Annotated in this window: 20 protein-coding genes; 1 reads left to right on the top strand and 19 read right to left on the bottom strand. The window is 64.5% G+C overall.

The genetic code is table 11. The annotated features are described in order from the left end of the window. Window positions 1-112: 112 nt before the first annotated feature. From ACWPWO_RS08245 to ACWPWO_RS08215, 7 genes are all read right to left on the bottom strand, one after another. Complete coding sequence (locus tag ACWPWO_RS08245) at window positions 113-994, bottom strand: helix-turn-helix domain-containing protein (protein WP_454005870.1); 882 nt, start codon at window positions 992-994, stop codon at window positions 113-115. A gap of 216 nt (window positions 995-1,210) precedes the next feature. Further along, window positions 1,211-1,981 carry an aldolase gene (locus tag ACWPWO_RS08240; protein ID WP_454005868.1) on the bottom strand — a complete coding sequence of 257 codons (771 nt, stop codon included), beginning with the start codon at window positions 1,979-1,981 and terminating at the stop codon, window positions 1,211-1,213. Window positions 1,982-2,078: 97 nt separating this feature from the next. After that, window positions 2,079-2,480: a RidA family protein gene (locus tag ACWPWO_RS08235; protein ID WP_454005867.1), complete on the bottom strand. Its 402-nt coding sequence runs from the start codon at window positions 2,478-2,480 to the stop codon at window positions 2,079-2,081. Beyond that, on the bottom strand, window positions 2,477-3,928 hold the full coding sequence (locus ACWPWO_RS08230; RefSeq protein ID WP_454005865.1) for an aldehyde dehydrogenase family protein: 1,452 nt from the start codon (window positions 3,926-3,928) through the stop codon (window positions 2,477-2,479). Before ACWPWO_RS08230 ends, ACWPWO_RS08235 begins: the two co-directional genes overlap by 4 nt. Further along, the gene (locus tag ACWPWO_RS08225; RefSeq protein WP_454005863.1) at window positions 3,928-4,431 is read right to left on the bottom strand and encodes an aromatic-ring hydroxylase C-terminal domain-containing protein; all 504 of its coding nucleotides are present in this window, start codon (window positions 4,429-4,431) and stop codon (window positions 3,928-3,930) included. The genes ACWPWO_RS08230 and ACWPWO_RS08225 overlap by 1 nt, the downstream gene beginning before the upstream one ends. Beyond that, window positions 4,431-5,459 (bottom strand): FAD-dependent monooxygenase, encoded by a 1,029-nt coding sequence (locus ACWPWO_RS08220; RefSeq protein ID WP_454005862.1) that lies wholly within the window; start codon window positions 5,457-5,459, stop codon window positions 4,431-4,433. Before ACWPWO_RS08220 ends, ACWPWO_RS08225 begins: the two co-directional genes overlap by 1 nt. A 125-nt stretch (window positions 5,460-5,584) precedes the next feature. Continuing rightward, a complete protein-coding gene (locus ACWPWO_RS08215; protein WP_454005860.1) occupies window positions 5,585-6,277 on the bottom strand; it encodes an ArsR/SmtB family transcription factor in 693 nt (230 codons plus the stop codon). A 144-nt stretch (window positions 6,278-6,421) separates the two neighbouring features. On the opposite strand from ACWPWO_RS08215, the gene ACWPWO_RS08210 reads away from it, so the two are divergent. Further along, window positions 6,422-7,783 (top strand): MFS transporter, encoded by a 1,362-nt coding sequence (locus ACWPWO_RS08210; RefSeq protein WP_454005858.1) that lies wholly within the window; start codon window positions 6,422-6,424, stop codon window positions 7,781-7,783. Window positions 7,784-7,806: 23 nt separating this feature from the next. Here ACWPWO_RS08210 and ACWPWO_RS08205 read toward each other — a convergent pair whose 3' ends face one another. The 12 genes from ACWPWO_RS08205 to ACWPWO_RS08150 form a co-directional block, all read right to left on the bottom strand. After that, on the bottom strand, window positions 7,807-8,610 hold the full coding sequence (locus ACWPWO_RS08205; protein ID WP_454005856.1) for an APH(3') family aminoglycoside O-phosphotransferase: 804 nt from the start codon (window positions 8,608-8,610) through the stop codon (window positions 7,807-7,809). A 204-nt stretch (window positions 8,611-8,814) separates the two neighbouring features. Then, window positions 8,815-9,960: a YncE family protein gene (locus ACWPWO_RS08200; protein WP_454005854.1), complete on the bottom strand. Its 1,146-nt coding sequence runs from the start codon at window positions 9,958-9,960 to the stop codon at window positions 8,815-8,817. Window positions 9,961-10,026: 66 nt separating this feature from the next. Continuing rightward, window positions 10,027-10,335, bottom strand: coding sequence for a DUF3325 domain-containing protein (locus ACWPWO_RS08195; protein ID WP_454005852.1), 309 nt, complete (start codon window positions 10,333-10,335; stop codon window positions 10,027-10,029). Beyond that, window positions 10,332-11,978 (bottom strand): PepSY-associated TM helix domain-containing protein, encoded by a 1,647-nt coding sequence (locus ACWPWO_RS08190; protein ID WP_454005850.1) that lies wholly within the window; start codon window positions 11,976-11,978, stop codon window positions 10,332-10,334. The genes ACWPWO_RS08195 and ACWPWO_RS08190 overlap by 4 nt, the downstream gene beginning before the upstream one ends. After that, complete coding sequence (locus tag ACWPWO_RS08185; protein ID WP_454005848.1) at window positions 11,975-12,247, bottom strand: DUF3649 domain-containing protein; 273 nt, start codon at window positions 12,245-12,247, stop codon at window positions 11,975-11,977. Before ACWPWO_RS08185 ends, ACWPWO_RS08190 begins: the two co-directional genes overlap by 4 nt. Window positions 12,248-12,252: 5 nt before the next feature. After that, window positions 12,253-14,661, bottom strand: coding sequence for a TonB-dependent siderophore receptor (locus tag ACWPWO_RS08180; protein WP_454005846.1), 2,409 nt, complete (start codon window positions 14,659-14,661; stop codon window positions 12,253-12,255). A gap of 195 nt (window positions 14,662-14,856) precedes the next feature. After that, complete coding sequence (locus ACWPWO_RS08175) at window positions 14,857-15,846, bottom strand: FecR family protein (RefSeq protein ID WP_454005844.1); 990 nt, start codon at window positions 15,844-15,846, stop codon at window positions 14,857-14,859. A gap of 75 nt (window positions 15,847-15,921) precedes the next feature. After that, a complete protein-coding gene (locus ACWPWO_RS08170) occupies window positions 15,922-16,425 on the bottom strand; it encodes a sigma-70 family RNA polymerase sigma factor (RefSeq protein WP_454005843.1) in 504 nt (167 codons plus the stop codon). 338 nt (window positions 16,426-16,763) lie between these two features. Continuing rightward, the gene (locus tag ACWPWO_RS08165) at window positions 16,764-17,540 is read right to left on the bottom strand and encodes a DUF72 domain-containing protein (protein WP_454005841.1); all 777 of its coding nucleotides are present in this window, start codon (window positions 17,538-17,540) and stop codon (window positions 16,764-16,766) included. Between the two features lie 66 nt (window positions 17,541-17,606). Then, a complete protein-coding gene (locus ACWPWO_RS08160) occupies window positions 17,607-18,212 on the bottom strand; it encodes a GrpB family protein (protein ID WP_454005839.1) in 606 nt (201 codons plus the stop codon). Window positions 18,213-18,442: 230 nt separating this feature from the next. Next, window positions 18,443-19,354 (bottom strand): LysR family transcriptional regulator, encoded by a 912-nt coding sequence (locus tag ACWPWO_RS08155; protein ID WP_454005838.1) that lies wholly within the window; start codon window positions 19,352-19,354, stop codon window positions 18,443-18,445. A 73-nt stretch (window positions 19,355-19,427) separates the two neighbouring features. Continuing rightward, window positions 19,428-20,438: a xylose isomerase gene (locus ACWPWO_RS08150; protein ID WP_454005836.1), complete on the bottom strand. Its 1,011-nt coding sequence runs from the start codon at window positions 20,436-20,438 to the stop codon at window positions 19,428-19,430. Window positions 20,439-20,463 lie beyond the last annotated feature (25 nt).

Below are 20,463 nucleotides of genomic sequence, written 5' to 3'. Positions count from 1 at the left end.
ATAAAGAAAAAGTATCTGGGAACCGACCATGCGCGCAGTGCTCGAGCTGATGCGATTTTCGCGGTGCCCGTCGGCGGCCTGCCCGGCGGAAAGCCAACGGCGGCCCCTCGTATCAAGCACGTATCGTCGGCACATGAATTTTGGTAAAAACCTCCGGGATACGCCCGTCCATGTGAATGAAGGCCTGTTCGCTCTTTCTTGCCGGCAGGGTCTGAACTCCGGCCAGGTAACGGGTGGGCGTGGTGCCCAGGGTGCGGCGAAACATCGTGATGAACGCGCTCAGGCTTTCATAGCCCAGATCAATTGCGATATTGGTCACTGACTCACCGCTGGCCAGCTTTTGCAAAGCCAGGCGTATATCCCACTGTTGCAGCCAACGCCCGAACGACATTCCGGTCTCGCGCAAAAACAGGCGGCTCAAGGTACGGTTGCTGACGCCAATCAAGGCCCCCCATTGCTCCATGCTCAGCTTGAGCCCCGGTTTTTCCGTGAGCACATCCACCAGCCGCCTGAGACGCCGTTCGGTAGGTATGGGCAGGTGCAGCGGCTCCCGCGGCGCCGCTTCCAGTTCGTCCATCAGTACGGAAACCAGCCGAGTTTCCCGAATGCGGCTTTCAACAGAGCTTTCCGCGGGATGCACCAGACGCAATATCAGTTCGCGCAGCAAGGGCTGGGCAAACAAAATGCCGCATTGGGCCAGGCCAGCACGATGCTGCTGCGGCTCCATGTAAAGATTGGCCACGCTGGCCTGACTGGTAGCCCGGGCAAAATGCATCACCTGACCCGGTATCCAGATGGCGCAATGCGGCGGTACGGTCCACAGGCCCTGCTCGGTCTGTACCGTGATCAGGCCCCTGATCACATACAGCAACTGATCTTTGCGATGCTTGTGGGGTTCAGTATCGCCGACGAAAACCAGCTCAACCTGCAAGCCGGTCACAGGCTGCTGTGCCTGATCGAGATATTCCTGGACGCAGAGAATGGCGTTATTCATAAATCAGTCGCAGGCGTGCACATGAGGCGGCTGAGGCCACGCCGAACAAGAGCCGAAAACCTCAACGTAACACAAGCGTGCCTGCAATCCGTGCTGGATGCCGCCATATGTTGTCGCAATACGGCCATATATCCGCAAGCAGCGCCCCGGAATAGTCAGGCCAGCCTTACCCGACGCGTCTCCAGGCTGCGGATGCGCAGGCGCGGGCAGCGACGTTCACAGCAGAACACCGCCATCCGCGCGCACCGCGCGTCTGGCGAAATTGGCGAATGTCAGCTCCAGCACCTTGGGTCTACGCAGAAAATCACGCGACTCTTGAGCCAGCGCGGCATCGATCGCCTTGACGGGACCCAGCGCCCGGGCGCGCAATTGCATGTCGGCGGCCTGCTCCATCCAGACAGCCAGCATGCAGGCTTCTTCAATACTGCGGCCCGCCGCCAGCAAGCCGTGGTTGGCCAGCAAAATCGCGTGCTTGTCCCCCATGGCGGCGGCAATGATCCGCCCCTCTTCGTCGCCGATGGGCAAGCCCGGCCATTCAGGCAGAAACGCACAGTCATCGAACAGCGGCGTGGCATCCATATGGGCCACGGTCAGCGGCTCGCCTGTCATGGACAAGGCGGCGCATGCGGGCGGGTGGGTATGCACAATGGCCTGAATCTCCGGGCGCTGCGCATAAATCCAGGCATGAAAACGCACTCCCGGATTGGGCATGACACTGTTTCCCAAAGGCCGCAAATCCTGATCGACCCGCGCCAGGCGGCTGGCGCGGGCCTCGTCAAAGCCTACCCCGAAACCCAGCGTCAGCATCTCCGAAGAGCCGTCCACACGGGCTGTCATCTGCCCCGCCAGACCGCGCCAATGGCCTTCTTCATGCAGAATGCGGCAGGCCAGGGCCAGCTTCTGCCTGTCGGACCAGCCTCCGGTATCCAAGGATTGCATCTCTTGGTTCAGGCGCTGGGAAATATGTTTTTTTGCTTGAATCTTCATTGTCTCTCGTTGGGTCGATAGCCCTGGATCAGCCAGGCAGCGGCAGCTGGCCTGGCCGCCACCCCCCCACCCAATCCTCCGTAGGGGCCGGGCATGGTCAAAGAACGGCCACCACTTGTACTTCCACCAGAAAACCATCCGCGAACAAGGACTGCACTCCCACGACCGTACTGCTGGGCGGGACAGAGCCGTCAGGCCTGGCCCGCGTCAACGCCTGGATCAGGTCGGGCGCCTTGGATGCGTCATAGTCGACGATGAAGATCGTTTCATTGATCACTCGAGAGCGGGACGTCCCTGCAGCCTTCAGGACATGGTCCACATTCTGATAGGCGCGCTCCAACTGCGCCACCATGTCGCCGTCCACCAGCGCCCCGTTCTCATCCCACGATAATTGCCCCGAGGTATACACCAGACCGGCCTTTTCCAGCACCACCCCATGTGAGACCACTCCCGGCAATTTCGGCAAGTTGTCCGGATTGATCGCGTAACTATTCTTCATCTGCGCCCTCCTTTTGGATGTGCGTTGCCGCCCTCGTTCTTGATATTGATCACTTGCGCTTGAGTGAACTCCAGCAGACCTTCCTCGCCCAGTTCGATCCCGAAGCCAGACCGCTTGGCGCCGGACTGCGGAATATGCGGCCCTAGATCGATGTGCTGATTGATCCACACGGTTCCGGCCACCAATTGGCTGGCCACGGCCACAGCGCGTTCTGTATTGGCTGACCATACGGAGGCGCCCAGTCCGTACTGGCTGTCGTTGGCGCGAGCCACGGCCTCGTCCAGATCGGTATAACGGATCAAGGGCAGCACGGGCCCGAACTGCTCCTCGTCGACCAGCCGGACGCCATCCTGGACGTCCGCCACCAGCGCGGGGCGGATGAAATACCCTTGGCTGTCTGGCACAGGTCCGCCGCAGAGAAGCCGTCCGTGCCGGCAGGCATCGCCCAATAGTTCATTGACCTTCTGATACTGCTGCTGATTTTGCAAAGGCCCCTGCATGGTCATCGGATCCAGGCCGTCGCCCAGAACAATGGCCTCTGCCAGCCTGACCAGTTCTTCACATAAGCGGTCGTAAAGCGAACTGTGCACATACAAGCGCTTCAATGCGATGCAGGCCTGACCACTGTTGAAGAACGCCGCCCGGATGATGGCAGGGGCGATACGGACGGGATCGGCATCGTCCAGCACAATGCCCGGATCGTTTCCGCCCAACTCCAGCGTCAGCCGCTTCAGGGACTTGGCGGCATTGGCCATGACCTTGTAGCCCGTAGCGGTAGAGCCCGTGAACGAGATCTTCGCCACCAAAGGGTGACTGGTGAGCAGGTCGCCCAAGTCGTTTTTATCGCTGACGACATTAATGACGCCCGCAGGGACTGTATCCGCAATCAACTGCCCCAGAAGCAAGGTGCTCAGTGGAGTCGTGGCCGCCGGCTTGATCACTACCGTATTGCCCGCCAGCAAAGCATGGGGCACTTTGAATGCCAGCAGGAGCAAGGGAAAGTTCCAGGGCGTGATCACCGCCACCACCCCGAGAGGCCGGCGAAGCAGAACCGCATGCCGGGTGTCGCTGTCCTCCAGCGTACGCGCCCCGAACTGCGCCTGGGCCGCATAGCGGAAAAACGCGGCGCTGCCCTGCACCTCGTCCAAAGCATCCTTCAGGGGCTTGCCCTGCTCTTGGGTCAACAAGCGCGCCAGTTCTCCGGCATGCCGCTCAATCGTATCGGCAATGCGGCGCAGCGTTTCCCGCCGCTGCTCCAAAGGAGTCCGCGACCACATGCAGTAGCTGCCGCTGGCTGCCAGAATGGCCTGTTCGACCTGTTCCTCCGAGGCCCGGGGGCTGTGCGCCAGCACCTGCCCCGAACTCGGGTTGATCACCGCCATGGAACTGGCTCCCTCCGTCAGGACGCCGTTGATCAGCATCCTGAAAGGTCCGGTCTTGGTCTGCATCAAGAAGCCTCCGACACGACGGCGGAAGCGCCGGGCAGGTCCGCTTTCGTCCACAGGAAAGCCAGTTCATCATTCATCTGAGCGCGCAGTTCATGCAAGTCCTGCTCATCGCTGGCCCAGGCCACATACCCGTCGGGTCTGATCAGCGCCGCTGTCAGCCCATCCCAGGCCGTACCGGTCGGCGCCAGGCCGGCGCGCTGAACGATCAGGCGCGTCTGTGCGACTGCCCCGGAAGCGGCGTCCGGGCTTGCCTGACCCGTCAGATCCAGCAGCACATGGCGACCAGAGGACAGCAGACTGAACAAGCCCTGCTTCGTGCCGTTGAAGCTCAGCTCCGGAGCCCGTTTACCGACCAGGGGATGCGCTCGCGGATCCAGGGAGGGATAGGCCACATGCAGGCCCGACAAGCGTTCGGCCAGCGCATTTTCCAGAGACGGCAGCTCCTTGATCAACTTGTTCAAGAAAGCGCGCAGCTCTATCCCTTCCTGGGTGAAACAGCTCATCAGCGCTGTCTGCGCTGCGTGTGCTCGAGCAGATCCTGGCCCACCGGATGCCGTTCCTGGTGGTAGCTGTCCAGCAAGGAATCCGGCGCCCAGCCATGCAAGGTGGCCGCCAGCTTCCAGCCCAGGTTCATGGCATCCTGAATCCCGATGTTCAAACCGACCCCGCCCGCGGGCATGTGCTGGTGGGCGGCGTCCCCGGCCAGCAAGATACGGCCTTTGCGGTAGCTTTCCGCCTGCCGGCTGGCATTGCTGTACCGGGACAGCCACGAAGGGCTGTGCAGACCGAAGTCCGTACCGAAAATGGCGATGACTTTGGCGCGGAGCTCGTCCAGAGCCAGTTCACCCGGCCAAGCGCGATTCACATCATCCGGCGAGATGCCGACCAATCTATGCTGGCCATCGGGGAGTTTCGCCACCATGGCCGTGCCGTTCAGGCCCCATTTCCCTATCATGACGCCCTCGGGCGGCTCGGCCAGCGTCGCGTCGCCCAGCCAGCCCAGCACCGTGGCGTCAGTGCCAGGAAAGGGAATGCCCGCCTGAGTGCGTACCGTGCTGCGCGTCCCATCACACCCTGCCAGCCACTGCGCCTCAGCCGTATATGTTCCACTGGGGCCCTCGATGGCGACCGACACCGAATCGGGCCCTTCCTCAAAATGAGAGACACGCTCTCCCCGCCTGACGTCCGCACCCAGGGCGCGGGCCCGTTCCTGCAGGATGGCCGTGATACGGGCCTGTGGGATCGCCAGCGTAAAGGCGTACTCGGTATTCAGGGGTTTGAAGTCCAGCCTGTGGTCCAGGATGCCAAAGTGCCCGCTGGGAATACGCACGGCTTCCCGCAGCATGGTTTCATGGGCCCCGCGCATGGCAAAAACTTCTATCGTCCTGGGGTGGATCGTGAGCGCCCTGGACTGCGGACTGATGGCGGGCGTCTGCTCGATGACCAGGGTCTGGATGCCGGCCAGCTGGAGTTCGCAGGCCAGCCAGCAGCCCACGGGCCCCGCCCCTGAAATAATGACTTGATAGCGCACTGCCGTCTCCTTACTTTTTTGTTCTGTAATGGAGCAGTCATTTTGTCACTCGCGCATCCAGGCTCGTCTTGTCGAAACGGACGACTTATTGCCTGAAACGGCCATATTTCGGACAGAGGGGCTTTCTAGGGCAGCATCACGCCCAGGGTCTCCCTGAGCCCGGCCGCGCCTGCGGGTGTGAGCAGAACGGCGCGTGAAGCGTCGGAGCGTCGGAGCCAGCCTCGCTCGCACAGCAGGCTCATGAACTGTACGCCCAAAGGCCCGGCCAGATGCGGTACGCGTTCCGTCCAGTCCAGACATTGCCGCGCCAGGCCGCGGCGAGTCGGCCGTATGGCTTCGACATCCAGCCCCAGATCGCTGAACCAGCGCACGCCGGCTGGCGTGACGATGAAGCGTCGGTCCTCCTCCGGCTGGAGGTAATCCTGGTCCAGCAGGGCGCAGGTGACAGCCACCCCGACCTGTCCCGCCAGATGATCGTAGCAACGTCGGCAGAATCGCAAACTTCGTTGCTGCGGGCTAAGGGCCATCGGCCTGGGCGTCGCGCCAGGACGGATCGCCGCGAGCTGCTCCAGCGCCTGGGCGACGTGGGAATCGGCCAGACGGTAGTACCGATGCCGCCCCTCGGTCTCGACCAGGACCAGTCCGCCCGCGCGAAGCTTGGCCAGATGCGCGCTGGCCGTCTGCGCACTCACCCCCGCGGCGCGGGCAAGCACGCCCGCCGGATGCGCGCGTCCGTCCATCAGCATCGTCAGCATGGCCGCCCGGCTTGGATCGGCGATCAGAAAGGCAGTCGCGGAAATGTTGAAGAAAGTGGACATGGCTGTCTCCTGCTCGGCAACTGAATGCTAACCCATCACCGTTTCCGCATGGTTCGCCACGCATCGAAGCATTGCCAGAGCCGGGCCTGGTACTGTGCTTGCGTACGGACGGCGCCCGTCCATTCGACTCCCACCGAGCCCGCCATGATCTCTTCCCCTCTCCGACTCGTATTGACGACGCTATGCCTGGCCGTCCTGGCGGCCCAGATCGACACGGCCGTGGTCAACCTGGCAATGCACCCCATCGGCCTGGACCTCGAGGCGGACATGCGCTCCCTGCAATGGGTGCTGGACAGCTACAACCTGGCCTACGCCGCCTTGCTGCTGACAGGCGGTCTGCTGGCCGACCTCTATGGCCGACGCCGGACATTCATCGCCGGCTCGGCAATCCTCAGCATCGCGACCTTGATGTGCGCCGCCGCGCCGTCCACGGAAATCCTGATCGCCGCCCGGGCCTTGAGCGGACTGGGCGCCGCCCTGCTCGTACCCGCGTCGCTGGCCATCATCCGCGTGGCATGGCTCGAACCCGCCGAACGCAGCCGGGTCCTCGGGATCTGGGCGGCCTGCAACGGCCTGGCGATGGCGCTCGGTCCGACGCTGGGCGGAATGCTGATCGAATACGCCGGCTGGCGCAGCATTTTTCTCGTCGTCGCCCCCATTGGCGCAACGGCGGTCGCGCTGGCCTGGTCCTGCATCCCGGAATCGTCCGATCCGGGGAAGCGGCATTTCGACGGCGCCGCCCAGTTGTCCGGAGCCGCCGCCCTGGGCATGATGGCCTTTGCCGCCATCGAATGCCGCGAAGCGCCATACAGGGCGTTGGCAGCCTTATTGGCCGGCGCAACCGCCCTGGCCGTGTTCGTCCGCATCGAGGCTCGTCAAGGCTCGAGCGCCATGGTGCCTCCGGTCTTGTTCCGGTCCCGCCCATTCCGCGGCGCCATGGCGGCAACGGCGGGGATGACATTCGGCATGTATGGCGCCTTGTTCCTGCTGCCCCTGGCCTGGCAGGACGCCGGACGTTTCGGCCCTCTGGGCGCAGGTATTGCGCTGATGCCCACGGCGTTGACATTTGTCGCAAGCTCGCCCTGGTCGGGCTTGCTGGCCGTCCGGCATGGAACCCGGCCCCTGGCCGCAGGCGGCCTCATGCTTGCCGGAGCAGGCCTGCTGCTCATCGGCGTGGAAGCGCGGTCGCCTTCCATCCTCGCACAGGAGATCAGCCTGGCCCTGACCGGCCTGGGCATGGGCCTGGCCACCGGCCCTTTGATGGGGGCGGCGGTCGGCGCTGCACCTGCGGAACGATCCGGAACCGCCAGCGCCCTGATCAACGTCGCCCGCATGATGGGAGCCAGCCTGGGGGTCGCCTTCCTGGGCGCCCTGTTTGCCATGCCGTCGCATCCAGCCGACGGGCTGCGCGCGGCCATGCTGGCCGGCGGCGCCATCCAGATCGCCTGCGCCGTCTTCACCTGGCGCGCCATTCCTGCGCAGGCACGCAGCCCACAGTGCGCCTGAAACACGACGGCGCGGCGCCGGACTCAGAAGAACTCATCCAGCAGGCGATAGAACTCCATCCGGCCTTCATCCGCTTCCAGGCCGTATTCCTGGAAGAACACGTCCACCCACTGCGGACCGAAATTGTGCTCGATGCTGCGCGCCGTCAAGGCCAGGTCCTGGAAACGGTCGGCCACGCCCAGGCGGCCGCAGTCGATGAAGCCCGTGAACCATTTGCCTTCCAGCATCAGGTTCGGCAGGCAGGCATCGCCGTGCGTGACGACCAGATCCTGCGTGTCCGGCCGGCTGGCCAGCAGCTCCTCCCACACCTGTGCGGCGCTCCATCCCTGGCGCGGGCCGTCGAAGGCCGACTCGTCCACCAGCCCGGCCTGCAGACGCCGGCCCGCATCGGCCAGCCTATGTTCCAGGCGATGGTCGAAAGGGCAATCCTCGATCGGCGTCTCGTGCAGAATGCGCAAGGCCATGGCGGCCACCCGCAGCACCAGGGCCGGCTGCAGGTCGAACGCGGTCGCCATGTCCTGGCCGGGCACCGCGCTCATCAGCAGGTAATGCCGGCCCTCATGCCGCAAGGCATCGAACACTGCGGGCGCGGGCAGGCCCACCTGGGCCATCCAGCGCAAGCGCTCGATTTCGCCGGGCAGTTCGCTGAGAGCCGTTGCCGGCTCCGTCTTGAGGAAGACATCCGGCTGGCCGGCGCGCACGATGCGGAACACATCCGCTCCCGACGCCCCAATGGTCTGGCGTTCGAAGCAGGCCTGCGTGAATTCCATGCGCCACGGCGGGGGCACATATTCCTGAGCCTGCTCTTGGGACACCCATACGTTCATCTGACTGGATTCCTTCGACGCCGTCACGGCGCCTTGTCGTTCTTCATGCGCCCGGTACCTCGGGCCTTGCCCCCGGAACGAGGCAGTCGAACATGCTATCGCCATGTCATGACGAAAACAAACGATCAATTCTGGGGGGCGTTGAACAGCGCAGCTTATCCATGACGGCCGGCGGCATCGGCCCGGCGACCCGCCCGAGCCGAATCAGAACGACAGCCGGACCACGCTCTCGGGGCTGCCTTTGGGCTGGTCGCGCCCGTTCTTGACGCTGACGTACAGATCGCCGCTGCGCCCATCCAGAGCCAGACTGCTGGGGGGGGTCGGCAAGGACACGGTCTGCAGCAGCTCATAGCGTCGGCTGTCATAGACTTGCACCTGGCCGGATTCCCGGCTGGTGACGTACAGGCGTTCGCGATCAGGATCGAGCAAGAGCGCAATGGGCCCCCTTCCCGCAGGCAGGCTGCGCAACAGAGCGCCCGTGGCCGCGTCCATGACCAGCACTCGGTGCCCTTCCCCGCGCCGCTGGTAATCCAGACCGCCCTGCTCCTTGCGCATGCCGTCGATCAGCGCCTCTCCCTGATCCGTTGCGAGGATCCTGCCCTGCTTGCGGTCGAACGCCAGGTTCAGCAACTGGTCCCCTCCGGTTTCAATCACGCGCTCCACCGTCAGGCTGCGCGTGTCCACGCGATGCAGTTGTCCCTGCAGATTGGAGACATACAGCACGTTGCCCGAATGATCCAGCGTCACGCCGGCGGCCAGGAAGCCAAAGCCCGGCAAGACGCGTTCGAGGGCCAGCGCGCGCGTGTCCACCACGTACAGGGCGCTGTCGGTGAACCAGGCGCCGGGCGCATACAGTCTGTGATTGCGCGTATCCAGCACCAGCTCGCGCAAACTGTGCGCATAACGCTCTTCGAGTTTGCCGTCCATGCCGCGCGCCTGGATCTTCCGGGCCAGCGGGATGATCGCGATCACCTGGTTGCTGCGCGTGTCGATCACGGTAATGGACGCGTCCAGACCGTTGCCCACATAGAGCCGGTCCGCCGCATCATCCAGGGCCACGCCGAAGCCTTTGCGCTCCAGAGGAATCTCGGCCTGCACGGCCAAGGTCCGCGGGTCCAGGCGCAGGACCTTGGAGGACTCCCCTTTTTCGCCCTGACCGCCGGCCGACACCACAAACAGGGCATCCTGACGCTTGGACAAGGCCAGTTCATACAAGGCAGGAGCCAGGACCTGGCGCTGGGTCCTGAGCTGGCCGGCCTGCACGCTGTCGCGGGTCGCGCCGGCCTGGTCTCCGGTCGCCGGCGCCTGGGCGCAAGCGGACAAGGCCAAGGCAATTGGAACGATATACATTAGTCTGGACTTCACTTTCATGGTCATGAAACCTCTCTGCTTGAAAAACGAGAACGGCCTGGCCCCTCATTGCCGGGGCCGAATGCGATTGGCCGTCAGCAAACCGACAAATACCGCTGCGGCCGCCGCGCTGGCATGCCCGCTGCAGGCCACCAGGCCGAATCCCCAACCCATGCTCCTCACGGCCAAAGCCATGGCCAGACCCAGCAGCAGCCAGCCCGCCCCGCGCAAGAGACCGGCGGCGCGCCGGCTCAACACCCGCCCCCACCTGTCTTGCTGATGCCTGTCCATGGACAGCGCCAGCCCGGTGAAACCCAGGCAGCACGCCAGGAAGATCCATATGTGATCCAGCCAGGTGATGTTCAGCGCGTTCATGACGCCTCCTCGCTCCGGGCGCCACCTTCGCTCAATGGCGCGGGGCGCGCCTTCCCGGCCGGCGCGGGGGCTGGGCGATGCCGGGCGACGCGCAGCGCCAGGCAGGCATGCAGGACCGCGAAAGTCCATAAGGCCAAGTCAACGCCGGCGAACAACCAGTCGCCCGCCGCCAGGCTCCCGGCCAGGCCGCGCCCGGCGACAAGCATGTTCAGCACGGGCAGCAATGCCATCAAAAAACAGCCCAGCCACAGCAGTTCGATCCAGGCCCGCCGGGCGGGCCGCAGCAAGGCCCAGGCCAGAGCCGCGGCCCAGGCGAGGAAGAAGCCGTGAATCTCCCACTCGGCGCGCTGCGCCATCGAGACGGGCAGCAGCCGGTTGAACCAGAAGAAAGCGGTCATGGCCACAGAAAGCCCGGCGATGGCGGCGATGTTCAGGCGCTCCACCAGCCTGAAGCCGAAATGCGGTTTCCGCGGATCCGGCAAGCGGGCGCGGCGCTTGACCGTCCACAACACCAGCCCCGTGCCCACCATGGCCGTTCCAGCCAGACTGACCAGGAAATACAGCCAGCGGGTCGCCGTGTCGGCGAACCGCCCCAGGTGCAGGCCGTACAGCACGCCCTGGGTGACGGCCGCCGGCCCCGAATTCTCCTTGGCGCGCAGAAGCTCGCCCGTGACGCCGTCGAACAGCAGATACTGCGGCGTCGTGGCGATGCGTTGCGATTGCCGGCGTGCAATGGCCACACGCACGGCCCCATCGCCCGGGTGGTTGATCTGGACAATGCCCGCGCCGCCCGGCCCCCAGCGCTGTTCGGCCTGCTGGATCAGGGGCGCCAGGGCCGGCAGCGGCGCGGGCACGCCGGCTGGCTGACCCGCCGGCAGGAAAAACCGCATCTCGCTGGTCACGGCCTGTCGCTCCGCCGCCGAAGGCAAGGCTTGAAGACCGAAGGGCATGTACATCACCATCAGCGTAACCAGCCCGCTCCAGGTGATCATGAAATGAAACGGCAGGCCCAGCACGGACAGCCCGGCATGCGCATCCAGCCAGGAGCGCTGCCCCTTGCCCCAGCGGAACGTGAAGAAGTCCGTGAAGATTTTCTTGTGGGTGATCACGCCGCTGACGATCGCCACCAGCATGAACATGGCGCACAGACCGGCTATCCAGCGCGCCCACAAGGCCGGCATGTAATGGAAATTGAAATGGAAGGCGTAGAAAAAATCGCCTCCGCGCGTCTCGCGGGCTTGCACGGCCTGCCCCGTGGCCGCATCGAATACGCCGCTGCCGAAACCGCGGCCCGGCAAGTCGGGACTGCTCCAGAACGCGGAGGCGGCGGGCTGGCGCCCGGAAGGCAGGCTGATGCTGATCTGCCGCAGCGTCAGCCCCTTCTGGCGGACGGCATCGAGCACGCTCTGCACCGTCTGGGCCGGCGCGGGCAGGCTTGACGCCGCGGCCAGTTCCGGACGCATGTAGCGCGAAATTTCATCGCGGAAATACGAAACCGTTCCCGTCAGGAACATGGCGTACAGGATCCACCCGACCAGCAGGCCGGTCCAGATGTGCAGGTCGGACATGGTCTGGCGTATGCCGCGAGGCTTTCCCTTCCCGGTCCGCCCGGCCTTGGCTTCCTTATCGAGGGCGCGACTCATGCGGCATCTCCCAGCCAGACCCAGGCGGCCGCCGGCAGCAACGCCAGCGCCGCCATGCCCAGCCCCAGCCAGGCGCGCGCGGCCGAACGCACGGCGAATACCCAGACCACCGCGCCGGCATGGATCAGGAAGCTGCCCGTCATGCCCAGCAGCACGGCCTCCGAAGAAGCCATCGGCAAGGCGAGCGCCGCGACGCTCGACAAGGCCGCCAGGCCATAGCCGCCTGCCAGCGCGGCGGTAATGCGCATCAACAAGGAAACAGTATTCATCCGGCTCAGAAGTCCATGGTGGCTGAAAGCATGACGGTGCGCGGCGCTCCCAGACCCAGGCTGGTCCATTGAGGCATGGCCCAATATGCCTTGTTGCCGACGTTGGCCACACTGGCCCGCAAAGTCAGCGGACGGCCGGACACCTTGGTCGCATAGCGCGCACCCAGGTCATAGATCGTCCGGCCGGGGACGGACTGGGAGTTGTCCGCGTTGATGTATTGCCTGGATACCGAGGTGGCGTTGGCCATCAGCGTCAGGCCCTGCGCGCCCGGCACGTCCCACTCCAGGCCCAGCTTGGCCTGCAGCCTGGGCAGCCCCGCGGCCATATTGCCCTGGTTCAGGCCACCTGCGCTGCGGGTCAGCTTCGGATCCAGGTAAGCTACCCCGCCCATCAGGCGCAGCCCTGGCGTCAGGGAGCCGAAGAACGTCCACTCCACGCCCCGGTTGCGCTGCTCGCCCCCGCGCGACAAGACGTTGCTGTGCGGATCGGTGTAGCTGCTGGGCCGCTTGATCTCATAAAGGCTGAGCGTATGGGCGAACTCGCCCAGGTCCAGTTTCAGGCCCACTTCCTTCTGCCTGGTCTTGAAAGGCGCAAAGACCTCGCCGGCGTTGGCGGCCGTCACGGGCGCCGTGGCCCCCTGGCTCAGGCCTTCGATGTAATTCGTATAGAAAGAAAGCCGGTCCGTCGCCTGGACCAGCAGCGCCACGGCCGGCGTGGTGGCGCTTTCGTCGTAGCGCGAAGTACGGTCCCCGGTGCGCACGTCAAACGTGTCGCTGACCACGGTCTGATGCCGCAGGCCCAGCGTCAACTGGACTCTGTCCTGCGCAAAAGACAAGGTGTCGGCCAGGCCCACGCTGTTCAGCCGCAACTTCGTCTTGGAGATCGCCGGCGCGCTGAAGCTTGACGGCGCCGGCCCCCAGACCGGATCGTAGATATTGGTGACCCAGTCCGCTCCCAGCACATTGCGGCGGCCGAACTGTTCGTCCGTATGCGCATAATGCGTGGCGCTCAGCGACCACTGGTGCCCGATGGCGCCGGTCTGGAAACGGCCTCGGACGCCCGCTTCAGCCGAACGCTTGTCCACCTCGAAGAGCAGGTCGCTGGCATTGGTCCGATAGTCGCCGGCGGCATTGAACACCTGTACGGTCTGGACGCTGGTCGTCTTGTACTGGGTCTTGCTGGCCCCAGCGGCCGCATAGACCATCAGATCTTCGTTCACGTCGAACTCGCCGCGCACCATGGCGCCCTGATCCTTGGTGTCGAAGAAGGCCCAGCTAGGATTGAGCAAGGTATCGGGCCTGGGCGGCTTGGGAATGTCCACGCCCGGCGCCAGGTTGATGCCGCGGGTCGGGCCATCGACACGCTCCTCGCTGGCGTAGAGGTCGGCCGAGACGCGCATGCGCTCGCCGCGCCAGTCCAGGCCCAGCGAGGCCAGTTGCGTCTTCTTGTCCTGCTGCTTGATGGCGCTTTCCCCATCGCGATACACGCCATTGAAACGGATGCCGAACTGCTTGTCCTCGCCGAAGCGGCTTCCCAGATCTACGTGTCCGCCGAACTGGGAATTCGTCATGTATGAAGCGGTCACGCTGGCCAGCGGCTCCTCGCCGGCGCGCTTGGGCACCAGGTTGACAGCGCCCCCGACCGAGCCGCCGGGCGGCATGCCATTGAGCAAGGCCGACGGCCCCTTGAGCACCTCGATGCGCTCGAACATTTCCGGCGAGGCCCGATAGAACGGCGACACGCCGTACAGCCCATTGAAGGACACGTCATTGGTGCTGGAGCTGAAGCCGCGGATCGAGTAGTTTTCCGCGATGATGCCCGTCACGCCTGTGGCGAAGACGGCCGGATCCGTGGCGGCGATGACATCCGTGATGTCGGGGGCCTGCCGGTCGGCAATGAACTTTTCCGTGTAGCTGATGGTGCTGAACGGAGTTTCCATGAAGTCCTTGTCGCCCAGCAGCCCGACCCGGCCGCCCGCCGCCACCTGCCCGCCCTCGTAGACCTTGGGGAGACTGTCGCGCCGGCCATAGACGGTCACGGCCTCCAACTGGGCGGCGTCGGACGGGCGCGACAGGGACACGTTCCTGCCGGTACGCCGGAATTCGATGCCCGTGCCGGCCAGCAGGCGACGCAAGGCATCGTCGGGCGACAATTGTCCCGACAGCGCCCCGGCCTGATGCCCATCCACATCGGCTCGGGAGAAGAAAATCTGCAGATCGGCCTGCTCGCCCAGTTGCAGCAAGGCGCTGGCCAGCGGCTGGGCAGAAATCCGGATGGCCGCCGGCGCCGTCTGGGCCTGCGTCTGGCCCTGATGGGCGCCCAGGGCCAGAGCCACTGCCATGGCCAGCGCGGACAGGCCGCCGTCCCGTGCCGAGGCCCGCGCGGGCGCATGCGGCATTCTTGTCATCTTCATTTCGTGCTTCTTCCAATCGTGAAGGCGCGCCACGCGCGCCGTACGTCCATCCACGGCGCCCTGCTCGTACGGCAGGCGCCTCCCTTCATAGAGATAGACGTCGGCAGGACGCTAACATCGGAATAAAAATGCGAATCATTATCGTAATAAGATGTTACCGATCTCGAATGGCGCTGATGGACGTTCATGAGATGCTCAGCGCGCCACGATGCGAGCCTGTCCGTCGGACAGGCGATAGACCTGCACGGGTGCGAACTCCGGCAACAGATCCAGCAAGGACTGGGCGTCATCGATACTGAAAATTCCCGCAATGCGATGCTGGCGCACCGCCGGGGACTCCAGCCGCGCCGGCTGCGGCAGATAGCGGTTGATTTCGGCAATCGCCTGCTCCAGCGTGGCGTCTTCGAACACGATCTTGCCGCGCGTCCAGGCCAGTTGCGCATCAATGGACACGGACCGCACGCTGCCCAGCAACTGATCGGCGCGCCCTTCCACGCCCTGCCCCCGGCTCAGACTCTGTCGGCTGCGCCGCCACCAGGGTCCGCTGCTGACCTGCACGGAGCCCGATTGCACGGCGATCTGCACCCCGCCCTGTTCATGGCGCACGTTGAACTGTGTTCCCGTCACCAGCACGTCGACCTCTCCCGCCTGCACCCGGAACGGGCGGGACGGGTCAGGCTGTACGGAAAAAAACACCTCGCCGCGGCGAAGCTGGACCTCGCGCCGGTCGGCATACAGCCGGACCCGGGCCTGGGTTCCTGAATTCAGGAGCAACACGGAGCCATCGTCCAGGGTGACTTCCCGGCGGGCGCCCCGCTCCACGACAAGCAACAGCTCCTGATTGGGCGCCTGCAGCCAGCTTGACCGCCAGATCCCTGCTCCCGCCACGGCGGCCGCGCACGCCCCGGCCATGCCCAAGGCAAGGCGCCGCCGGGCCGGTCGCGGCACAGGAGGCGGCGTCGCCAGTGCGCGCAGCCGCTCCTGGGGCACATCCAGCGTCGCCTGCCAGATCTGCTCCATATTCCGGTATTGCCTGTCATGCTCAGGATGCTGGTCTCGCCACGCCCGGCACGCCTGGCGCCCTTCGGGCGTCGCATCCCCGGACTGCATGTACGCGAACCAGGCCGCCGCCGCATCCTGGACGTTGTCAAGCGTGTCAGAAGAAATAACGACTGGAGGCTTCATGGGCAGATACCGGTGCGGCTCCATTTCCGCCCGCAAAACCATGCAGAACGGCAAAGCCGGGTCGAGCGGGAATGGTCAGGACGCATATTTCTGCAGCCTAGCATTCAGGTGCTTCAGGGCGCGCGTCATGTGTTTCTCCACCATGTCGCGGGAAATGCCCAGCGACTGGGCGATTTCCGCATGTGTCCACCCCTCCAGCCGATGGCGGATATAGACCTGCCGGCACGGCAGGCTCAGCTCGCCCAGCGCCGCCTCCAGATCCTGGGCCAGGCGGGCGGCCCGCACCTGCGCCTCCAGGTTCCCGGCCAGGGGATGCTCATCCTCCTCCAGCTCGTGCAGGGGCATGGCCTGCGTGCGCTGGCTGCGCCGATGGCGATCGATCAGGCCATTGCGCACGCTGCCTTTCAGGTAGGCCAAGGGATCCTCCACCTGCACTGCGCCATGTTCAAGAATCCGCACCACGGCATCCTGCATGGCATCCTGCGCATCCTCGCTCGCCGTCGAGCGCCTGCGCCATGATCCGATCAGCTCGCTGTAATGAGCGAGCCAGGCTGTGACGGGAGAGCGAGGGCCGGACATGGGAAGGCGAGCACCAGGACAACATGATAAGGGTCCACATAATAGCAATGATTCTCATTTATAAATAGTTATTTTGCCGCTTGACCATATTGCCTCTACGGTTGATCCGCCTGGAGGCGCGCCCCGACCATCGTGCCCACGACAGTCGTACCCATGCCCGGGGCAGCGTGCCACTGCAGGGGGGAACGGAACGAAGCCGCCTGCGCCGCCGTGGCAGCAGCGGATGTAAACGAACCATGACTGATCAGCCTTATCGTTTGCCAGGGCGGCAGACAGGTCGACGCGCCGCCCTGTGGTGCAGGGTCGCGCGTTGATTGACGTAAACGCTTACGGCCATTTCAGTTCAACGATCCCGGCCTTCCGGAGTCCAGCCTGTGCATCAAGGACAAGGCGTTGGGGATGGCTTGTCCCGCCGCGGTATTGTCGAAAATGCACCAGACCCTTTGCCCCGCCCGGCGGGCAGCGGCGATCCGCGCCGCCGCCGCGGCGATGAACGCCTCGTCATACGCCGAATAGTACATTTGGGGCGCACCGTGCAGGCGCAGGTATAGGATATCGGCCTCGCCGACAGGCTCGACTCCAGGCACCGGCGCCGAATGCGCATGAACACAGGCAATGCCCTGCTGCCTGAACATCTCCCCCGCCGCCGCGGTGAACCAGCCTGCATGACGCGGTTCGCAGACGATGGGAACGCTGACCTGTCCGCGCAGCAAGGCAAAGAAACGCGCCGCTTCCAATACATCCAGGCGCAGGCTGGGCGGCAACTGCACGAGCAGGCAGCCCAGCTTCTCGCCCAGCGACGCAAGCTGGTCCACGAACCGGAACAGGAGGTCGTCGACGTTGCGCAGCCTGCGCTCGTGGGTGATGGTGCGCGGCGCCTTCACGCTGAACCGGAAGGCCTCGGGCACGCTTGCCGCCCAGCGCGCATAGGTCTTGGCCTGGTGCTCGCGATAGAACGAAGAATTGATCTCCACAGCCGGAAACACCTGGGCATAACGCTCCAGATGGGTGCCCTGCGCGGGAAAATGGGCAGCCGTCCTGGAGGACAGCGCCCAGCCGGCGCACCCCACCAGAACAGGCGCCTCCGCAGAAAGGTTCTTTTCGTACCCGGACATCCTTCCCTCCTTCATGAGCTTCGGGCGCTCGGGCTCCTGAACCGGGGCACGGCGCGAATCCGCGACTTATGCCAGACCGTGGAATTCGAACAGCGCCGCATAGATCCGTCGGATCACGGCCTGCTTGTTCTGGTTGTAGTCCTGCACGGTGCCCGCCCCCACCCTGGCCTGCAGCTTGGCCTGGGCATAGGCCTCGCGATCCCGCTCATGCGCGCGCAGCCAGTCGCGAAACAAAAGATGCCGCACATGCTCGGGGCATTCCGGGCCGAACACATGCAGATTCACACGCGGCGCATGATGGCGCAGCATGCGGTGCCCGTACCAGGAGCGCTCGCGTATCGTCAGCACATAGCCCAGCTCCGCCAGAGCCGGCACATAGGACTCCTCCTGCTCCGGATCGGCCACGATCAGATCGATGTCGATCACCGGCTTGGCCGCCAGGCCCGGCACCGCCGTGGAGCCCACGTGCTCGATCGCCAGCGCCGCCTCGCCCAGAACAGCGCCGATCTGCGCCCTCAAGGTCTCGAAGCGCTGCGCCCAGACGGGATCATGCGGCTCGACGACAATGTCCTCGCGCGTGGGCTTGCCCACTACCCAGGGATTCTCATCGGGGTCGCCATCCTCGAAATAGGTGATGCCTTCAACGTGGCGCCAGGGAAATTCTTCAGCCATCAATGGTTCCTTCACGTCTTGCCCGCCAGAAGATATTCGTATTCATGATGTTCTTTTTCATAGAGTCTGAATGCGGCGCGAATCATTCGACACGCGGACGGCCAGGCCGGCTCCTGCTGCGTAAGTCAGTGTATGACGGCCTCGCCATGAGCAAGGTAAGTGATTTTTACCGGCACGATTTCACATGCATCTGCTTATGCCATCCATGCCGCACGATGCTGTCCGGCCAGTCAGGACTGCTCCTCCTGCAGCCGCGACAGCTCTTCCCGCAGGATCGCGACCACGGCGTCCACCGCCGGCGGCAGGGAGCGCGCCGAGCGTATGCACGCCTGCAGGCGGACCGGAATCACGGGCGCCTTCAAGGGAATATAGGCCAGTCGCCCCGTTGCGCGCATTTTCGCCAGACCTATGGACGTCTGGAAGGCCACGCCATGCCCGCGCAGGGCCAGCTGGCGCATCAATTCAATGGAGTTGGTCTGCGCGATCAGCCTGGCCTGTGCGCCGTGCTTGTCCAGCAGCGGCGCCACCAGGGCATGCAGCGCCAGGTCCTCGGAAGCCAGGATCAGCGGATAGGCCGCGCATTGGGCGAAAGACACGGAGCGGCGGCCGGCCAGGGGATGCCCGGCCGCCACGATGGCCCCCAATGTAAACTCCCCCTGGCCGACGCAGCTCAGTTCGGGGTGCGCCGGCAAGCCAAAGCCGATGCCGATGTCCACGTCGCCGGCGCGGACCTGATCGGCGATATCCGCCGAACCCATGGTGCAGGTATGGATGGTGATCCCGGGATGCCGCTGCATCACCCTGTCCAGCACCAGGGGCAGGAAATCGAGGCTCAGGCCCTCGACGGCGCCCAGCTTGACTTCGCCGCCCTCGATGCCCATCAGGCGTTCGATTTCCGCCTTAGCCCGCTGCTCGTCCTGAAGCACCGTCAGCACATGCCGGGCGAATATCCCGCCGGCTTCCGTCAAGCGCAAACCGCTGGGCAGGCGTTCGAACAATGGCGTACCGATCTCCTCCTCCAGGTTGAGCAACTGCCGGTTCACCGCCGAGCTGTCCACATGCAGTTGCCGGGCCGCTTCCCGTATCGAACCCGCCCGGCGGATGGCATCAAAATAGCGGATGGATCGGGCATGTATGCTCACGTTGGCGCCTTGTCTGAACATGGAGGAAGCAGCGAATCGCTGCCGCTCCATCATTTAACTGCATTGACGGCGCCTAGTACATCTCCGCAGGCCCGGCCGCCACATCCTGCCTTTCGCGCTTGATCTGCTCCCAGGTGCGCCTGAACCATTCGGCGATGGCCACGTTCTGCTCGAACAGCGAGTACTTCACCCCGCCCCCATAGTCGGGCATGTCTATCATGTCCGTGGTGATGTAGCGCAGCGGGCAGTCCGGCGTATCCCGGTGATGGCGCAACACGCGCCGCACCACGTCCTTGCACGGTTCCACGCGATAGGCGTTCCAGTGCAGGTGCCACTGGCCCGGCGCGGGCTTGAAGAAGGGATACTGGCAGGCCCGCCCGTACGTGCCGCCCTCCTTGAGTTCCCAGGGATTCTTGGGACCATTGGGCGACACCGGCCGTATCTGGAGCCAATGCGTCATGTTCATGCCTATCCACTCATCGATCACATTGCCTTCCTCGTAAGGATCGATGATGAAGGTCCCGGCCTCTATGTCGCCGCGGATGCCGCTGACATCCTGTTCTTCGGGATTGTCGACCTTCAGCAGCACATGGCTGTGGTCCAGCACGAAGTTGAAGGGCACGCCGCGCCGGCGCACCTGCTCGGCCACCGGACTGATACGCCGCAGATCCTCCGACCACATGTAGATGTGCACTTCGAAACCGATTTCGATGCCTATCCTGCGGCCCAGGTCGTAGGCGTGCAGATAAAAATCGACCACCTCCTGGTCGGTGACCACATGGCCTTGCGCATGACGGGCGAGCAGCATGATGTTATGGAATTCGCCCCCCGCTTCCTTGCACAGGCGCAGGTTCTTCTCCAGCAGCCCCTCGTCCCGGCCCGCCATGTAGGACCACAGGCCGGTGCGTATGGGAATGCCGTGCTTGTCGGCGGCCCGCAGGTACTCCTTCTCCGCTCCCGGTTGAGGCATGCGGTCGAAATGATCGAATACCCCCGACTCCTTCAGCATGCGGAACTGCTCGTCCACCGACACGGGCTTCGTATGCTGTATGCCCCGGCCATTGCAGCCAATGGAAAACTCCATGCTTGATCTCCTTGAATACTGGTTT

The sequence above is a fragment of the Alcaligenes sp. Marseille-Q7550 genome (assembly GCF_965112015.1).
This window is presented reverse-complemented; position numbering and strand designations above follow the sequence as displayed.

Bases quoted from the DNA above. Each gene is read 5' to 3' on its own strand.
- ACWPWO_RS08190 (WP_454005850.1), bottom strand. From the start codon at position 11,978: ATGAGTCGCGCCCTCGATAAGGAAGCCAAGGCCGGGCGGACCGGGAAG.
- ACWPWO_RS08205 (WP_454005856.1), bottom strand. From the start codon at position 8,610: ATGAACGTATGGGTGTCCCAAGAGCAGGCTCAGGAATATGTGCCCCCG.
- ACWPWO_RS08195 (WP_454005852.1), bottom strand. From the start codon at position 10,335: ATGAACGCGCTGAACATCACCTGGCTGGATCACATATGGATCTTCCTG.
- ACWPWO_RS08185 (WP_454005848.1), bottom strand. From the start codon at position 12,247: ATGAATACTGTTTCCTTGTTGATGCGCATTACCGCCGCGCTGGCAGGC.
- ACWPWO_RS08165 (WP_454005841.1), bottom strand. From the start codon at position 17,540: ATGTCCGGGTACGAAAAGAACCTTTCTGCGGAGGCGCCTGTTCTGGTG.
- ACWPWO_RS08230 (WP_454005865.1), bottom strand. From the start codon at position 3,928: ATGCAGACCAAGACCGGACCTTTCAGGATGCTGATCAACGGCGTCCTG.
- ACWPWO_RS08200 (WP_454005854.1), bottom strand. From the start codon at position 9,960: ATGTATATCGTTCCAATTGCCTTGGCCTTGTCCGCTTGCGCCCAGGCG.
- ACWPWO_RS08170 (WP_454005843.1), bottom strand. From the start codon at position 16,425: ATGTCCGGCCCTCGCTCTCCCGTCACAGCCTGGCTCGCTCATTACAGC.
- ACWPWO_RS08150 (WP_454005836.1), bottom strand. From the start codon at position 20,438: ATGGAGTTTTCCATTGGCTGCAATGGCCGGGGCATACAGCATACGAAG.
- ACWPWO_RS08245 (WP_454005870.1), bottom strand. From the start codon at position 994: ATGAATAACGCCATTCTCTGCGTCCAGGAATATCTCGATCAGGCACAG.
- ACWPWO_RS08240 (WP_454005868.1), bottom strand. From the start codon at position 1,981: ATGAAGATTCAAGCAAAAAAACATATTTCCCAGCGCCTGAACCAAGAG.
- ACWPWO_RS08175 (WP_454005844.1), bottom strand. From the start codon at position 15,846: ATGAAGCCTCCAGTCGTTATTTCTTCTGACACGCTTGACAACGTCCAG.
- ACWPWO_RS08225 (WP_454005863.1), bottom strand. From the start codon at position 4,431: ATGAGCTGTTTCACCCAGGAAGGGATAGAGCTGCGCGCTTTCTTGAAC.
- ACWPWO_RS08160 (WP_454005839.1), bottom strand. From the start codon at position 18,212: ATGGCTGAAGAATTTCCCTGGCGCCACGTTGAAGGCATCACCTATTTC.
- ACWPWO_RS08215 (WP_454005860.1), bottom strand. From the start codon at position 6,277: ATGTCCACTTTCTTCAACATTTCCGCGACTGCCTTTCTGATCGCCGAT.
- ACWPWO_RS08210 (WP_454005858.1), top strand. From the start codon at position 6,422: ATGATCTCTTCCCCTCTCCGACTCGTATTGACGACGCTATGCCTGGCC.
- ACWPWO_RS08235 (WP_454005867.1), bottom strand. From the start codon at position 2,480: ATGAAGAATAGTTACGCGATCAATCCGGACAACTTGCCGAAATTGCCG.
- ACWPWO_RS08180 (WP_454005846.1), bottom strand. From the start codon at position 14,661: ATGAAGATGACAAGAATGCCGCATGCGCCCGCGCGGGCCTCGGCACGG.